The 14,371-nt window shown below is 71.2% G+C and carries 15 protein-coding genes and 2 tRNA genes; 6 read left to right on the top strand and 11 right to left on the bottom strand.

What is annotated here, in order from left to right; all coding sequences use genetic code 11:
• Positions 1-9: 9 nt before the first annotated feature.
• The 8 genes from AB0M30_RS28530 to AB0M30_RS28495 form a co-directional block, all read right to left on the bottom strand.
• Entirely contained in the window at positions 10-354 is a 345-nt protein-coding gene (locus AB0M30_RS28530) for a hypothetical protein (RefSeq protein ID WP_364589562.1), read from the bottom strand.
• 474 nt (positions 355-828) lie between these two features.
• Positions 829-1,080: a hypothetical protein gene (locus AB0M30_RS28525; protein ID WP_364589559.1), complete on the bottom strand. Its 252-nt coding sequence runs from the start codon at positions 1,078-1,080 to the stop codon at positions 829-831.
• Positions 1,081-1,216: 136 nt separating this feature from the next.
• Entirely contained in the window at positions 1,217-1,483 is a 267-nt protein-coding gene (locus AB0M30_RS28520) for a hypothetical protein (RefSeq protein ID WP_364589557.1), read from the bottom strand.
• A gap of 71 nt (positions 1,484-1,554) precedes the next feature.
• Complete coding sequence (locus AB0M30_RS28515) at positions 1,555-2,547, bottom strand: helix-turn-helix transcriptional regulator (RefSeq protein WP_364589554.1); 993 nt, start codon at positions 2,545-2,547, stop codon at positions 1,555-1,557.
• 177 nt (positions 2,548-2,724) lie between these two features.
• Positions 2,725-2,934, bottom strand: coding sequence for a hypothetical protein (locus tag AB0M30_RS28510; protein WP_364589551.1), 210 nt, complete (start codon positions 2,932-2,934; stop codon positions 2,725-2,727).
• A 102-nt stretch (positions 2,935-3,036) separates the two neighbouring features.
• Positions 3,037-5,127 (bottom strand): FtsK/SpoIIIE domain-containing protein, encoded by a 2,091-nt coding sequence (locus AB0M30_RS28505; RefSeq protein WP_364589548.1) that lies wholly within the window; start codon positions 5,125-5,127, stop codon positions 3,037-3,039.
• On the bottom strand, positions 5,124-5,774 hold the full coding sequence (locus AB0M30_RS28500) for a hypothetical protein (protein ID WP_364589545.1): 651 nt from the start codon (positions 5,772-5,774) through the stop codon (positions 5,124-5,126). Before AB0M30_RS28500 ends, AB0M30_RS28505 begins: the two co-directional genes overlap by 4 nt.
• Positions 5,771-6,163 carry a hypothetical protein gene (locus AB0M30_RS28495; RefSeq protein ID WP_364589542.1) on the bottom strand — a complete coding sequence of 131 codons (393 nt, stop codon included), beginning with the start codon at positions 6,161-6,163 and terminating at the stop codon, positions 5,771-5,773. Before AB0M30_RS28495 ends, AB0M30_RS28500 begins: the two co-directional genes overlap by 4 nt.
• A 270-nt stretch (positions 6,164-6,433) precedes the next feature.
• Between AB0M30_RS28495 and AB0M30_RS28490 the strand changes: the two genes are divergently transcribed.
• Complete coding sequence (locus AB0M30_RS28490; protein ID WP_364589539.1) at positions 6,434-6,673, top strand: hypothetical protein; 240 nt, start codon at positions 6,434-6,436, stop codon at positions 6,671-6,673.
• 295 nt (positions 6,674-6,968) lie between these two features.
• Positions 6,969-7,925, top strand: a complete 957-nt coding sequence (locus AB0M30_RS28485; protein ID WP_103343620.1) for a LuxR C-terminal-related transcriptional regulator — start codon at positions 6,969-6,971, stop codon at positions 7,923-7,925.
• A 2-nt stretch (positions 7,926-7,927) separates the two neighbouring features.
• Here the strand turns inward: AB0M30_RS28485 and AB0M30_RS28480 are convergent, their stop codons facing one another.
• The 3 genes from AB0M30_RS28480 to AB0M30_RS28470 form a co-directional block, all read right to left on the bottom strand.
• A complete protein-coding gene (locus tag AB0M30_RS28480) occupies positions 7,928-8,086 on the bottom strand; it encodes a hypothetical protein (RefSeq protein ID WP_364589536.1) in 159 nt (52 codons plus the stop codon).
• A 280-nt stretch (positions 8,087-8,366) separates the two neighbouring features.
• Positions 8,367-9,692 carry a tachylectin-related carbohydrate-binding protein gene (locus AB0M30_RS28475; protein WP_364589533.1) on the bottom strand — a complete coding sequence of 442 codons (1,326 nt, stop codon included), beginning with the start codon at positions 9,690-9,692 and terminating at the stop codon, positions 8,367-8,369.
• 66 nt (positions 9,693-9,758) lie between these two features.
• Positions 9,759-11,072 (bottom strand): tachylectin-related carbohydrate-binding protein, encoded by a 1,314-nt coding sequence (locus tag AB0M30_RS28470; protein WP_364589530.1) that lies wholly within the window; start codon positions 11,070-11,072, stop codon positions 9,759-9,761.
• Positions 11,073-11,485: 413 nt separating this feature from the next.
• On the opposite strand from AB0M30_RS28470, the gene AB0M30_RS28465 reads away from it, so the two are divergent.
• From AB0M30_RS28465 to AB0M30_RS28450, 4 genes are all read left to right on the top strand, one after another.
• A tRNA-Trp gene (locus AB0M30_RS28465) sits at positions 11,486-11,554 on the top strand.
• 52 nt (positions 11,555-11,606) lie between these two features.
• Positions 11,607-11,679 (top strand) — tRNA-Arg (locus AB0M30_RS28460).
• 314 nt (positions 11,680-11,993) lie between these two features.
• On the top strand, positions 11,994-12,860 hold the full coding sequence (locus tag AB0M30_RS28455; RefSeq protein WP_364589527.1) for an alpha/beta hydrolase: 867 nt from the start codon (positions 11,994-11,996) through the stop codon (positions 12,858-12,860).
• Positions 12,861-12,920: 60 nt separating this feature from the next.
• The gene (locus tag AB0M30_RS28450) at positions 12,921-14,366 is read left to right on the top strand and encodes an MFS transporter (protein WP_364589524.1); all 1,446 of its coding nucleotides are present in this window, start codon (positions 12,921-12,923) and stop codon (positions 14,364-14,366) included.
• Positions 14,367-14,371 lie beyond the last annotated feature (5 nt).

The following is a 14,371-nucleotide window of genomic DNA, read 5'->3' as shown; positions in this document are numbered from 1 at the left end:
AGCAGCGCCCTACTGGGTGTGGCCGCACGCCCACTTCCATGTCGCGTCGCCGTACGCCGTCGCCGCCTGGTCCGGGTTCTTCCCTCGCGCCGGCATCGCCATCGTGTCGGCCTGCTCCGGTGCCAGCGCGGTGCGGGCCAGGCCGGTGATCGCCAGCGCCGAGCCGGCTCCGCAGAACTGCTTCGCCGACTCGAACATCTCGTCGTACGTGTGCGGCGCGTTCGGCACGAAACCGGCCGCTTGCATCGCTGTGGTCCACTCGGCCTTCGGATCCGGCGGCGCGCTGCTGCAGCTGCTGACCACGCAGCTGGCGGCGACCACGGCGAACAGGGTGGCGCTGAGGCGTTTCGGCATCGGTTCCCCTCGAGACGGTGCGGGTGCGAGCCCTGGAGTCGCTGCCCGCGGTGTGGTTGTTACGGCCGCTCGTTCTGCGTCGTCAGTCGTCGTCGGTGCCCTTCGGGTCGGTGAGCACGGCGTCGTCCTCGTCCCAGGTCCGCCACACGCGCAGTGTCGGGCAGATCTGCATCTGCGTTCCTTCCGTTGGTGGCGCCGGGCCCCCTCGGAGAGGAGGAGGCCCGGCTCCGCACCCAACCGAGATGGGCGCGGTTCGAGGCCGCCCGCCGCCCCGGTGGACTGGAGCCCGGGGACGGGACGGCGGGCGGTGCGGTGGCCTGCCGGGACCTGTCAGCACCAGGCCCCGGCAGGGTGGCCGCCTGGGGGGATGGCGGCCGTTCTGCGATCACCCAGTTCCTGCCGCTAGTTGACTGGGTCCGCGAAATGGAGACCTGGCCGCCGCCCCGCTCGGGGCCGACGCGGCGGCCAGGCTGCCTAGGAAGGCCGCATCCGCGGCGGCGGGATGCCCTTCTGCTGCCGGTAGACGACGTCGCACCGCGGACACATCGTCGGCGTGCCGTGCTCGCGGCGCCGCTCGAGGCGCTCGTACTCGGCGACTGCGGCGGCGCCGCACAACATCGTGATGCGGTCACCCGGGTCCGGCATCGACGTCGGCGACGCCCGGTGCCACACCCCGTCTATCACCGGGTGAACGCTGTCCAAGTCGATGTAGATCAAGGCGTTCATCGGGGCCACTTATTCTGCCTCGGCCAGAGCCGATCGACGTCGCGGCGCGCCTCTTCAAGCTCGTCGTCGGTCGCTTCGCTGACCGGCCGCGGCGGCTTCTCCGGCTCCGTGTTGGCGCTGGCGGTGTCGGCGGCCATCACACGCCGCCTCGCCGCTCGACGTTCATCAGCTCGGCCAGGGTCCGGCGGATCTTCTCGACGAACTCGGGGCCGTTGGAGACGTCACCGTCGATACGCAAAACCACACTCGGCCCGTCGGCGGCGGCGAACGCGACGACCTTCCGGCCCGCGTGCCGCGGGTCCCGGGTGATACCCATGACCACGTCAATCGGCTGCCCGGTCGTTGTCTCCGCCCGGACGTGCAGCTCGTCGTCCCAGCCGCGTGTTCGGCCTGCTTGCGCCATGCCTTGAGCATCGACCCGCGGTTGTCGCTGGTGAAGACGTTGGGCGATGCGCATCGGTATGCGCATCGCCCTCAGCTGGCGGCCCTGGCCTGATCCAGCCCGTCGCGGTACTCGTTCGTCCACTCGGCGCCTTGCTGGTCCTCCGGCAGGTTGTCGAGCCCGGTGTGCAGATGGTCGACGGCCACGTCGTTGTCGCCGAGCGCCAGATGCGCGAGCCCCGAATTGAGCCGGTGAAACGTCGGGGTGAGCCAGTACGCCGTCGCGGGAGGCGCGTCGCGCCCGGCCTCGTCGATCATCCCGTCGGCCGTGTCCAGGAGGCGGAGCGCCTCGTCCCGTACGCCGATCTTCGCGTAGCCCTGCGCAGCCTGGATCGCGTCGCCGATCCGCTGCGCGATGTGCGCACCCGGCGTGTGATACGCCGTGAGGAACCCGCGGATCATCGCCCGCGGCCGCCCTTGTTGCCGGGCGAGGTAGCCGCGGAAGTTCAGGGCCTGTGCGGCGAGCGTCCCGTCCTCAGCCTCGTCGGCCAGCTCCTCGGCCTGCTCGAGCAGGCGGACAGCCTGGACGTCGCGGCGCGCCTCGGCGTGCAGCCAGCCGGCGAACTGGACGTGCTCGGATGCGACGGACGCCAGCTGCTGCCGGAGCGGCCCGTTCACCTCCTTGAGGAGGTCGGTGACCATCTCGGTCTGCGCGAGGGACGCGGGGATCAGGGGTGCGGGGCCGAGGACATCGTCGAGCCGTCGCTGAGCCGCGAGACTATCGGCCAGGGCGGTGATCGCGGCCTCGTCGATCCGCCCAGGGAACCGCACCGAGTAGGCGATGCGGTCGCGCTCGTCGGCCGTCAGCGGGCCGACGTCGAGCGCAGGGCGCAGCTCGAGCAGCAACCCGCCGGCGCCGAGCAGCTCATCGAGCCGGGCGGTGGTGCGCTCGTCGGGGCGCTGCAGCCCGGACTCGTACCGGGACAGCGCTGACTGGGAGATCGGCACGCGTGGCGCGAACTGCCGCTGGGAAAGGCCAGCAGCGTCACGCAGGCGGCGCAGGGCGTCGCCGAAGGACTCGACCATCGGACCTCATTCGCGGAGTGTTCAACCTCTCCGCGTGCCCCCGGGAGCTGGCCGGCTACCCGGGGGCGGTCCTCCGCGAAGAGGTACAGCGTCAAGGGTACCGAGCGGCACCGTCACGGCACCGATACGTCACTGACCTGCGATGTTCGGGCGTGCATCGGATCCATGATCCGAGGGTCAGCCGCCGAAGGCGTTCCACAACCACCGGCCGAACCGCAACCGGGTGCCGCTGCCGCCGCACCGGCCGCACGGGCGCCACGAGCGGCCGGACGGCGACCGGAACCGACCCATCCCGCGGCACTTCCCGCACGAGGTGTACGGCCACCACCAGCACGCCACGGCGTACAGCACCAGGGCACCTAGGACCACGAGAACGAGCGTCGACATTCCGCCTCCATGCGGGGATTCGGGGATGTTCGGGAGCAACCGGCCCTAGGGCCTAGTTGCCTGGTCAGGAGGGGTGATCACGGCCTAGGGAGGGCCCTAGGTCTAGGACGTCCCGCCCCTAGCGATCTCGGCGAGGAGGTAGCCCTGCCGGTTGGCTCCCTTGCCGTCCGAGGCGGTGCCCCAGACCTGTTGCGAGCGGACCTCGAACGGGCGGAGCGCGGCGGCCAGCTGCTCAGGCGACCACCCGGCGTAGACCTGCGGGCGCAGCGCGGCCAGCCGCTCGAGGATGGTCGTCGTCCACAGCTTCTCGTCGCCCGCGCCGAAGATCGCCCGGACGTCCGCGGCGACGTCGACCACCAGCACCGGCTCACCCGCCGCGTGACCGGTCAGGGTGCCGGCCGCCTCGCGCAGCGCGTACGCCCGATCGATGACGCGGTCCGCGGCCGGGCCGTCGAGGTAGTACGTGCGACCGATCAGCGGGTCGTCGAACGCGCCGACGAGGTAGCCGATGCCCTTGTCCCGCGCGGTGAACGTCGAGGCCCGGATGCCGTTCTTGTACGACGAGGTCCCCAGCACCATGTCGTTCGGTTCCTGCCCCATCACCCGCAGGCAGAACCGGATGCCGATGTTGTCGGACACGGACTTGGGCAGTGACTTCGCGTCAGGCCGCTGGGTGGCCAGTACGAGGATCACGCCCATCGCCGGGCCGCGCTTGATTATCCCCTCGGCGAGCCGCTCGGCCTCGTCGCGGTGCTCCTTGCTGGAGAAGAGCTCTTGGCACTCGTCGATCACCAGGAATTCGAGGCCGAGGCCGAGCCGCCCCTCACGGGACAACTCCGGGGTGACCTTGTTCTCGGGGCAGCGCGCCGGCGTCTCCTTGGCGATCCGGGTGATGGTCTTCGAGCGTGTCTCGAGGTCGGCGTACACCTCGCGCAGGCTCGCCATGGTCATCTCCAGGGCATCCGCTCCGGCACCGGAGGCGTATCGGTGCGCGACGCGCTCGCACATGCCGAGGTCGCCGGTGCCCTTCAGCTCGAACAGCCGGAGCAGGACGTGCGGGTCCAGTGCCGCAGCGAGGACCAGTTCGCGCACGGTGAACGTCTTGCCCATCCGCGGCATCGCTCCGATGAGGACGTTCGTGAACACGAGGTCCACACCGACCGGGCGACCGCGCTGGTCGACCATGAACGGCACCGGCTTGAACAGGTCGATCTCACCGCCCTTGAGCAGCGGCCACGGCGCGGGCTTGGCCTTGGACATCGCGACGTCGCCGACCCACAGCACGAGCCGCCCGGGGTGCTCGTCGGTCGCGGGCTCCGGCCAGACACAGCCGAGCGGCCGGCGGAGCCCGGACGCCAGACGGTCGCGGCGCTCGCCGACGTCCGCGGCGGTCACGCCGTACGGGAGATCGACCTCGGCGCGCCAGCCGGGGCCGTCGCGCTGGATCGGGGCGGCGAAGGTCGCCCGTCCGGTCTTCGGGTTGAGCGCGGCGATCCCGAGGGCCGCCAGCGCCCGCTCCACCATGTCCGGCGTGAGGCGGGTGTAGCGGTCCACGATCACGGCGTGAGTGAGGACCGGGCGGTCCGGTGGCGCACCGAGGAGCCCGAAGGTCACCAGGGCCACCAGCCCGGCCGCCAGGGTCGCCAGGGGCGGCAGCAGCGGCCAGGCGAGCAGGTACACCAGCCCGGCCCCGATCGTCGCCAGGACGGCCACCAGCAGCCGTGTGCGCACCCGCTGGCGACGCTCTCGCGCCAGCTTCAGGTACGTCTCCGCGTCGCGCTGCAGCACCGCGGCGTGCCGGAGCGGCCGCGCCTCGAGATCGAACGTCCACCGCGCGCCTGCCGCGCCTGTGATCCACAAGCCGCGGGGTGTCCAACCGGCGAGCTTCAGCAGGTAGAGCGGCACCCGGACCGCGTGGTACGCGGCAACGTGCCCCGCGTACCCGGCGGCCCAGTGCGCCACCTTGACGGCCTCGTCGCGGTCCCGAAGCCACGCCGGGAAGATCGGCCGCATCGTCGCCCGCCGAGCCCGGAGCAGGCCGGGAAGGTCGTCGGTGGCGGGCGCGGGCGGCACGTGGGCGGTGCTGGTGACCGTGGTCGGCTCGTCGTCGACCAGCTCGGCGTCGAGGACCGGCCCGACGTCGACCGGCTCGCGAGTCTGGGCCTTGACGAGGTCGTTGGGTTCGTCGCTCATCGGCGTCCGTCCTGTGTGGACTTCGCCAGCATGGCGAACCCGGAGATCACCATCAGCCCGTCGATCACCAGCGGGCCGACGCCGGCCGCCAGCCCGTCGTAGCGCCACGAGCTGAGCACGGCGTGGATGTGGCCATAGGAGATCACTCCAGAGCCGAGGGCGACCGTACCGGCGCCCCCGTAGCGCGCCAGGCGCCACAGGGCGCCGGACGGCCACCGGACGCGGGAGAGCGCCTCGACGGCGAGCAGCAGCGCCAGCGGCCACACCGCGGCGCCGAGCTGCGCGACCGTCGACGGCGTCCAGTCCGGGCCGGATCCGGCGGGCGCGATTCGGGCGGCGAGGACGTTCGCCGCAACCGAGGTGATCGATCCGAACAGGAACCCAGCCCACGCGACGAGCAGGCCACCACCCGGCTGGCCCGCGGGCGGCTGCGCTGCGGGCTCCGGCGTCGGCTGGGGGCGCGGCTCTTCGGGCGCCTGGTCGGCGTGCTGCTCCCGCTGCAGAGCGGCCTGCGCCTTCCGCACCTGGTGCTCACTGGTGTCGAGCTGCTGGGCGAGGGCCTTGCGGCCGGGCACGGGCACGCCAGCCGTCGCGGCTTCCGCGACCACCTGGCGTACCCGCTCGAGGACGGCAGTGTCGTTGTTCACTGGTCGCGGTCCAGGTCGCGGAGCCGCTGCACGATCTCGTCGAAGCCCAGCCCGTCGATGTCGTCGGTCGGTCGGGGCTGGGCGTCGTCGTATTCGCGGAGCTGGCGCGTGACTTCGTCGAGCTCCAGGGCGTAGGTGGCCTTGTTCTCGGCGGCCAGGGACTGCGCGAGGACCGTGTTCAGCGTCTCGCGGATCGCAGCGGCGGGGGTGCCGGCGACGGCCTGGATCAAGGCGTCGATGGTGCGCTCGCGGGCTTCCCGTACGGCGATACCTTCGTCGTTCGTGAGGGTCTGCAGCTCGTCGTCGGTGAGGGTCTGCAGCTCGGCTGCGACCAGGTCCTCGTCGGCCAGCTCGGCGAGGAAGCGCTCGATGTCGATAGGGTCGCTCATGGGTCAGATCTCCGGTCTGATCAAGGCTCCCGGCTGGCGCTGAAGACACCGGGCGGGAGCCGCCTTGCGTGTGAACTGGGTTTTCCGGCGGCTGCACCCATCAGAAACCCGATCCTCAGGTTCTCTCGGAACCCCGTAGCTACACGGTAGCTAAAACCCTGTCGCTACACAATCATGGAACTCTGTATCTACACGGTTTCACTCGAATGGCTGCGCGTGCCGTCCCGGCTCCCGTGCGAAGATCCGTGTAGCTACGACAGGGAGGGGCGCATGGCCGACACCACCAAGCCGCGGCAATTCCGGGTACCGGAGCCGCTGTGGACGGCATACGACAACGTCTGCCAGCGCCTCGGCGTGACGCGCGCCGAGGACCTCAACGCCCACATCCGGAGCACGGTCGAGGAGCACGGCGACGACGTCGATCGCGCGCTGCTCGCCGAGGCAGAGGCCGAGCTCGCCGAGCGCCGGGCGCGCAAGGGTGGCCGGCCCCCGAAGGCGACGAGCGCGTGAGCTTCGGTGCCGTGTTCGGTGCCGAAGTCGTCGGAAACCGCCGCTCCCGTCCGGCAGCACGCGACACTGCCGCCGAGCCCGTGTGCAGCTCAGCGGCAGTGCGCAACCGTGTCCGGCAATGCCCGGCAGTGCGCTTGCCGAACTTGTAAACAGAAGGTCAGGGGTTCGAGCCCCCTTGGCGGCTCCGAAGAACAAGCCGGCGCGCGGTCGCGTTCGTGCGAGCCGCCGCGTGCTCCCCCTCTGAAGACCGCCGAATGGACTAGTCTGAGCCGGGAAGAGCGGCGGGGGTGCGGGGATGCTGGAAGGGCTGCTGTCGACCGAAGCGGGAGCGCTTTACGACGCCATGGTGCGGTCCGGGCCGGTGCCGCTGGACGATCCGCGGGCCACCACTCCCGAGATGCAGGAGCTGGTCGACCGGGGGTTCGTCCGCCGGGACTACCGCGATGACCCGGTGCTGGCGCCGATGGAACCGGTGCGGGCGGTCGATCACGCCATTCTCGGCGCGCAGCAGCGGCTGGTCGAGCAGCAGCGGCAGATCCTCGCGGCGCGTCAGCAGCTGGACGTGCTCCAGACCGTCTACCGGGCGGCCTACGGCGGCGGGAGCGACGCCGCCGTCGAGGTGCTGTCCGACCCGCAGCGGATCGGGGCCCTCTCCCTCGAACTGTGCCTGTCCGCGAAGGAGGAGTTCCTCACCTTCACCACGCGGCACTTCAAGCGCAAACCCGACGCGAACACGGCGATGGCCCTCCCCGACGCGGTGACCGAACGCGGTGTGCGGCTGCGCAACGTCTACGAGCGCGCCGCGCTGGAGTTCGAGGGCGCGAAGGGCGTCGTCGAGGCCAGCATCGCCGCCGGCTGGAACATGCGGGTGGCGCCCGAGCTGCCGATGAAGATGGTGATCGCCGACCACCACTCGGCGCTGATGCCGCTCGATCCCAGCGGGATGGCGGGTGCGGTCTTCGTGCGCAGCCCGACCATCGTGGCCGCGCTGCGGATGCTGTTCGAACTCGTGTGGACCCAGGCCGTGCCGATCGGCGACGGCGGCGGGCAGCAGCGCCACGGGCTGACGCCGACCCAGGCCAAGGTGCTCGACCTGCTGGCCACCGGGATGACCGACGGGGCCATCGCGCGGCACCTCGACGTCAGCGAGCGGACCGTGCGCCGCCACGTCCAAGGCCTGCTCGACGCCCTGCAAGCCGACAACCGGGTGGCCGCGGTGCACGCGGCCACCCGGCTGGGCTGGCTCGACTAGGTCTACTCGAGCTTCTTGCAGGCGCCCCCGCCCTGGGTCCAGATCCAGACGCACTTGGTGTTGGGATCCTGGATGGCTGCCGCCTCCGGTGCGGCCAGCGCCCCGAACGCGATCGTCGCCGCGATCCCCGCGGCCAGCCCGGTCAGCACTCGCTTGATCATGTCGTCCTCCCCGCGAAAGCAATCTCTGATGTGTGACAAGTTAGGTGGCGATGTCTTACGCCGGGAGAGCAAGTCCGGCCACTGTCCGGATCCGGTCACGCGGAGCCCGGCGCCTCCGGGCGGCGGCTCGGCCGTTCCTCGCCCGGCTCCGGCCCCCGCACCCAGTGCAGGCTGTCCGGTTCGGGCCACCAGCCCTGCGGAACCGGCCGAGGACCGCCACCCGGCTCGCCCCACCAGCGTTCGGCCGCTTTGTCTCCCATACCGGACGCCGGGCGCCGGGCTAGGCGCCGAACGGCTGGGCCGACAGCAGCGTCTGCGTCCAGCCCTGGGTGTCGACCGGATCGGTGCCGAACCCCTGGATGTCCGAGCCGTCGAGGTCGAACGGGTTGTGGTCGTGGTAGCGGTACAGCGCGCCGTCGCGGGTCTGGCCGTAGTACAGGCCGTAGCCGGGCGAGACGATCTGGTCGAACGTGCTCCACCGCTCCGCCAGCGTCTTGCCGGTCCAGGTGTAATCGGCCGCGATGTGGTACGAGCGCAGGACGCCGGTGGTGCTGATGCCGATGAGCCAGTCGTCGCCGGTGGCGGCGATGGTGCGCATGGTGAACCCGGTGCCGATCACCGCCCGCTGGCCGATCTGATTGCTCGCGGGCTTGGGCCGGGAGACCACGTAGGACATCAGGGTGCTGCCGGCGATGCCGTAGAGGTGGCCGTGGCCGTCGTAGGTCAGCATGTCGTGGGTCCAGCCGCCGCCGAGCGCGACGGGGGTGCCGAGCTGCAGCGAGTTGTTGTTCGTGATGACGTCGACGCGGTAGAGCACGCCGGCGGGGGAGGTCACGAGCACGGTGTTGAAGTTCAACGTGGCCAGCGCCTTCGGCGTGAACCCGAGGTTGTCGGCCGAGACGAGGGTCTTGGTGCGGTCGCCGGTCTGCGAGTTGATCGTGCTGTAGGTCAGCCGTCCGTCGGACAGCGCGCCGTAGACCGACACCGTGGTCGCGGCCGGGCTGCTCAGCTCGTCGACGATGCGCTGCGCGTCCGCGGCCTGCGGCTGGTAGCGCTCGGGGTAGGCGGAGCGCTGGACCCGCTGGCAGACGTCGCCGATCGGCGCGGTGCGCCAGCTGCCGTTCGGGTAGAAGTCCTGCATCACGTCCAGGAACGCGTTGGTGGCCCACGCCGGGTTGAGCCGCTGCGACTCGGTGCCCCACGAGTCGAGCTGCTGGAACAGTCCGAGGCTGGTGTGGTCGACCCGTTCGCTGATGTTTTCGAGCAGGGATTCGACGATCGTGGTGGTGATCGCGATGACGGCCGCGCGCTCGTCCAGCCCGCGCGCCTGCACCGCGTCGATGACGGCCCGGGCGCAGGAGACCCGGTAGGGCGTCATGTGCCCTTTCAGCGTGCCGGTCAGGACGCTGTTGAGCCGGGCGGCCGAGGCGGTGTCGGCCGCGGTCGGGCCGCCGGGGACGCAGGCCGCGGTCGCGTAGGCGGCGAGCTGCTCCATCCGGACGGCCATGGCGTCGGATTCGGTGGTGGCGCTCGCGGCGGTCGCGCCCGCGGTCAGGATGGACAGCGCGGCGAGGCCCGCGGCGATCGATCTCGTGGTGGTGCGCATGAGGACTCCAGGTGGTGGGGCGGTGCCGCGGCTCGGGGCCGCGGCACCGCGCGGAAGGGAGAAGGATCAGGCGCCGGGCGGGGAGACGTAGCCGGAGATCAGCTGCTCCTGCAGGCCGGAACGCGCGGTGTCGGGGTCGATCACCCGGCGCGTCACCTTGTCGCTGACGTTGCCGCCGACGACGGTGAGCGTGCCGTCGGGGTGCACCGCGGTGATCACGTCGACGTGCCCGCCCGTGGTGCCGTTCGGCGGGCCGTAGATCACCCAGTCACCGATCTTCGGGCTGCCGTGCGAGCTGCCGGTCCGGGACTTGAACAGGCCGTGCTCGACACCCCACTCGCCGAGGCCGCGGGCGACCCACGTGCCGCGCGGCACGTTCGCCACGCCGGCCGCCGCCCAGGTCCAGGTGGCGAACATCGCGCACCAGTCGTTCGCGCCGTGGTTGCAGCCGTCGTTGTACTTGTCGCAGTTCGCCTCGGTGGTGCCGACCTCGCCGGTGGCGAGGGTGGCGATCTTCGAGCGCAGCGGCTTGACCGGGGTGGTGCTGCTGCAGCCAGCCGGGTCGGCCGAGAGCAGGTACTGCGTCCAGCCGCGCGAGGCGACCGGGTCGTCCAGGTGGTAGGCGATGTCCGCGCCGGACCCGTCGGCCGGGTCGTCGTCCTCGTACCAGTACATGGCGCCGTCGGGGTTCTTGCCGTAGTACAGGCCGCCGCCGGGGGACACGAGGTTTTCGAAGCTCTGCCAGCCGGCGTCGTCGAGCTGGGCACGGGTGTAGGTGGTGCCGGTCTGCGAAACCGCGTAGCTGATCAGCTGACCGTCGGACGCGGTCGCGATGAGCCGGTCGTCCCCGGCCGTGGCGAGCGTCTTGAGGGCGAACCCGCCGCTGCCGATTTCGCGACGCTGCCCGATCTGGTTCGCGCCCGGCTTGGGCGCGGAAACCAGGTACTGCAGCAGTGAACCGCCGGAAGTCGTGCCGTAGAGGTGGCCGTGTCCGTCGTAGGACAGCAGGTTGTGGGTCCAGCCGTGCTGGACGTCGATCGGGTCGTCGAAGGTCAGGCTGCCGCTGTTGGTGACGATGTCGACGCGGTAGAGGACACCGGCCGCCGAGGTGACGAGCAGCGTGTTGAAGTTGAGCGTGGCCAGCGCTTTCGGGGAGAACCCGAGCGACTTGGAGGAGACGACGACGTGCGTGATGTTGCCGCTGTCCGGGTCGATCGTGGTGTAGGTGAGCTTGCCGTCGGGCAGTACGCCGTAGACCGACACCCCGCCGGTGCACGACGCCGCGGCGGAGGCGGGAGCGGCGGTCAGCGTGGCCGTGGTGAGGCCGCTCAGCAGCACCGAGAACGCCAGCACCGCGGCGCGCACTCTGTTTTTGAACATGGGAAAAACCCCTCGTCGAATGGAAGATTGGTGTCGGCTGCGGCCCCGGGTAAGCGGCTCGACGAGGCAGAGCTTAGGAGAGGTTTCGGTGGCGGCGCATGAGCGAATCCGGCCACTGTCCGCATGCGGACACCCGGGGGTGGGTGCGCGGTCTTAAATGCGTTGACCGCACGGGGCCGGGTGCCGGAGGATGGTTCCACCGGAACGAAAACTCGGGAGTGATCATGACGCACATGTGGACGCGAGAGGCGCGGCACACCGCGGCTGCCGCGTGTGCGCCGGTGGCCCGCCACCTTCGGTGGCATGGCCTTCCTGGCTCCTCGTCATGACGTAGTCCTCGTCATGACTCGGGAGCCGCCCATCGGGAAACCGATTCGGGCGGCTTTCTCTTTTCGTGTGTTCGCAATTCTTTTATCGACGTGCTTCGGAAGCGGCGCGGTCCCCAAAACCGCGACCCGAGGGTTCGACTCCTTCCGCCGGTGCCGTTTTTTCTGCGCTCGTCTCGGCCGCAACCAGTGCGGGCGACGCGAGTGCGCCCCCGTGGCTCAGTGGACAGAGCAGCGGCTTCCGAAGCCGCAGGTCGCAGGTTCGACTCCTGCCGGGGGCTCTCGGCGGTGCGTCCCCGGACGCGCCGATCGGGAGACGCGCCGGAGCGCGGGTGATCCTTGCACGATCGCCTCGGTGGGTTCGACACCCACGTCTTCCACCGTGGCCGATGCCGAAGGAGACGAGGCCCCGGGCTGTGGCCCCGGGCGAAGCCGGTGCGAGTCCGGTCGGCCACTCACGCGCGCGGTTCGGCAACCAGCGGGGCCTCATAAGCCCCGCCGACGTGGATCGACACCACGGCGCGCGACTCGGCCCGGGCAAAACTGTCGGTGCCCCGGCCTAGTCTCCCGAGGAGAACCGACCGGGGAGGAACCCATGACCACCACGCACACGCTGGAAACACCGGAAGCCGACATCGTCTACGACGTCCACGGCCCGGCGCCCGCCGAGAGCCCGCGGCCACCGCTGCTCATGATCGGGCAGCCGATGACCGCCGAAGGGTTCGGCTCCTTGGCGTCGCACTTCGCCGACCGCACCGTGGTCACCTACGACCCGCGTGGGCTCGGGCGCAGCGTCCGCAAGGACGGGCGAGAGGACCACGTGCCCGCCGTCCAGGCCGAAGACGTCCACGCCGTCATCCGGGCTTTGGGGGCCGGCGCCGTCGAGCTGTTCGGGAGCAGTGGCGGCGCGGTCACCGCGCTCGCGCTCGTCACCGCCCACCCCGGCGACGTCCGCACCCTGGTCGCCCACGAGCCACCGCTCATCGGGTCGTTGCCCGACGCCGCCGCGGCCGGGCGGGCCGGCCAGGCGATCCGGGATGCCTACCAGGCCAAGGGGTTCGGCGCCGGGATGGCGGAGTTCATGGTGATGACCTCGTGGCAGGGCGAGTTCACCGACGCCTACTTCGCGCTGCCACCGGCGGACCCGGCGCAGTTCGGGCTGCCGGTCGAAGACGACGGCCGCCGCGACGACCCGCTGCTGACCGACCGGACCCTCGGGGTGACCACCTACCGGCTCGACGCCGAGGCGCTGGCCGCGGCGCCGACGCGGATCGTCGTCGCCGTCGGCGAGGAATCCCGCGAGGTCTTCACCGGGCGCGCGGGGGTCGGGACGGCCGAGCTGCTGGGTCAGGAGGCGACCGAGTTCCCCAGTCACCACGGCGGTTTCCTGGGCGGCGAGTTCGGCTACGCCGGCCAGCCCGAGGCCTTCGCCAAGAAGCTGCGGGAGGTGCTCGAGGGCTGACCCGCCTCTACCCAACGCCCGCAGGACTCAATCAAACGTTTAGTTGACAGAGTCGTGCGTGTGGTTGACGATGGCTGCGTCAAGGTCGTCGCTGGGGAGAGGTACGTCGTGGAGAAGTACGCGCTCAGGTGGTGGGCACTGGCGGTCGCGGTGCTCGCGGTGCTGGTGGACATGATCGACAACCAGATCGTCGCGGTGGCGCTGCCGACCATCCGGCGGGAGCTCGGCACCGGCGATGCCGCGCTGCAGTGGATCTCGGCCGGGTACGCGCTGGGGTTCGCGCTCACGCTGATCACCGGAGGGCGGCTGGGCGATCGCCACGGGCCGAAGAAGCTGTTCGTGGCGGGCATGCTCGTGTTCACCGCCGCCTCGCTCGGCGCCGGTCTCGCCGGGCACGTCGGCGTGCTGATCGCCGCGCGCGTGGTGCAGGGCGTCGGGTCCGGGCTGATGGTGCCGCAGGTCCTGTCGTTCGTGCACGCGGAGTTCGACGAGCGGGAGCGGCCGAAGGCGATGACCTGGTACGCGGCCGCGTTCCCGGTCGGCGGGCTCGCCGGGCCGCTGCTGGGCGGCGCGCTGACGGAGGCCGATCTGTTCGGGACCGGCTGGCGGGCGATCTTCCTGGTGAACCTGCCCCTCGGCGTGCTCGCGCTGGCCGGGGCCCTGGTCACCATGCCGGGCCGGCCGGGGTTCCGCCGGCACCGCATGGACCCCGTCGGGCTGGCGCTGCTGACCGCCGCGTTGTTCGCGGTGTTCTACCCGCTGGTGCAGGGGCGCGAACTGGGCTGGCCGGTGTGGTCGATCGTGCTGCCGGTGGCCGCGATCCCGCTGTTCGGCGTGTTCGCTTGGCACCAGCGGCTCCAGTTCCGCCGCGGTGGCGAACCGCTGCTCCCGCCGGACCTGCTGCGCCATGTCGCCGGCAGCCAGGCCGTCCTGCTCTGCGTCAACACCGGAGTCGGCGTCTTCTTCGTCCTGACGTTGCACCTGCAGCTCGGGCTCGGGTTCACGCCGTGGGAAGCGGCTTTGACGTTCGCGCCGTCGACGCTCGGCATCGTCGCGGGCAACGTCCTGGCCATGCGCCTGGCCCCGAAGTTCGGCCGGGCGTTCACCGCCGGCGGGGTCGCGGTGCTGCTGGCCGGGCTGGTGCTGCTCGCGGTCCTGGTGGCGCGGCAGGACTCCGCGCTGAGCGGATGGGCCCTGCTGGTGCCCGTGATCGCCGTCGGGCTGGGCATGGGTGCGGCGCTGAACTCGCTGTTCGCCGCCTCGATGGCGGGGATCCGGCCCGAACGGGCCGGGGCGGCGTCCGGCGTCGTGAACACCACCGTCCAGCTCGGCACGGCGACCGGGATCGCTTTGTCCGGCACGGTCTTCTTCGCCCGCCTGGACAGCGGATCCGCCTCCGCGACGGCGGGCGCGCTCGCGGTCAGCGCCGGCGTGCTGGTACTCGCCCTCGCCCTGACGGCCGCGCTGCCTCACCTGTCCGTTCCACAGAGTCAAGCGGTTGGTTGACGTAT

Origin of the sequence: Amycolatopsis sp. NPDC051716 (assembly GCF_040681595.1) — a bacterium.
GTDB lineage: Bacteria > Actinomycetota > Actinomycetes > Mycobacteriales > Pseudonocardiaceae > Amycolatopsis.
The sequence above is the reverse complement of the archived record's forward strand: the minus strand, read 5'-3'. Positions and strand labels throughout refer to the sequence as shown.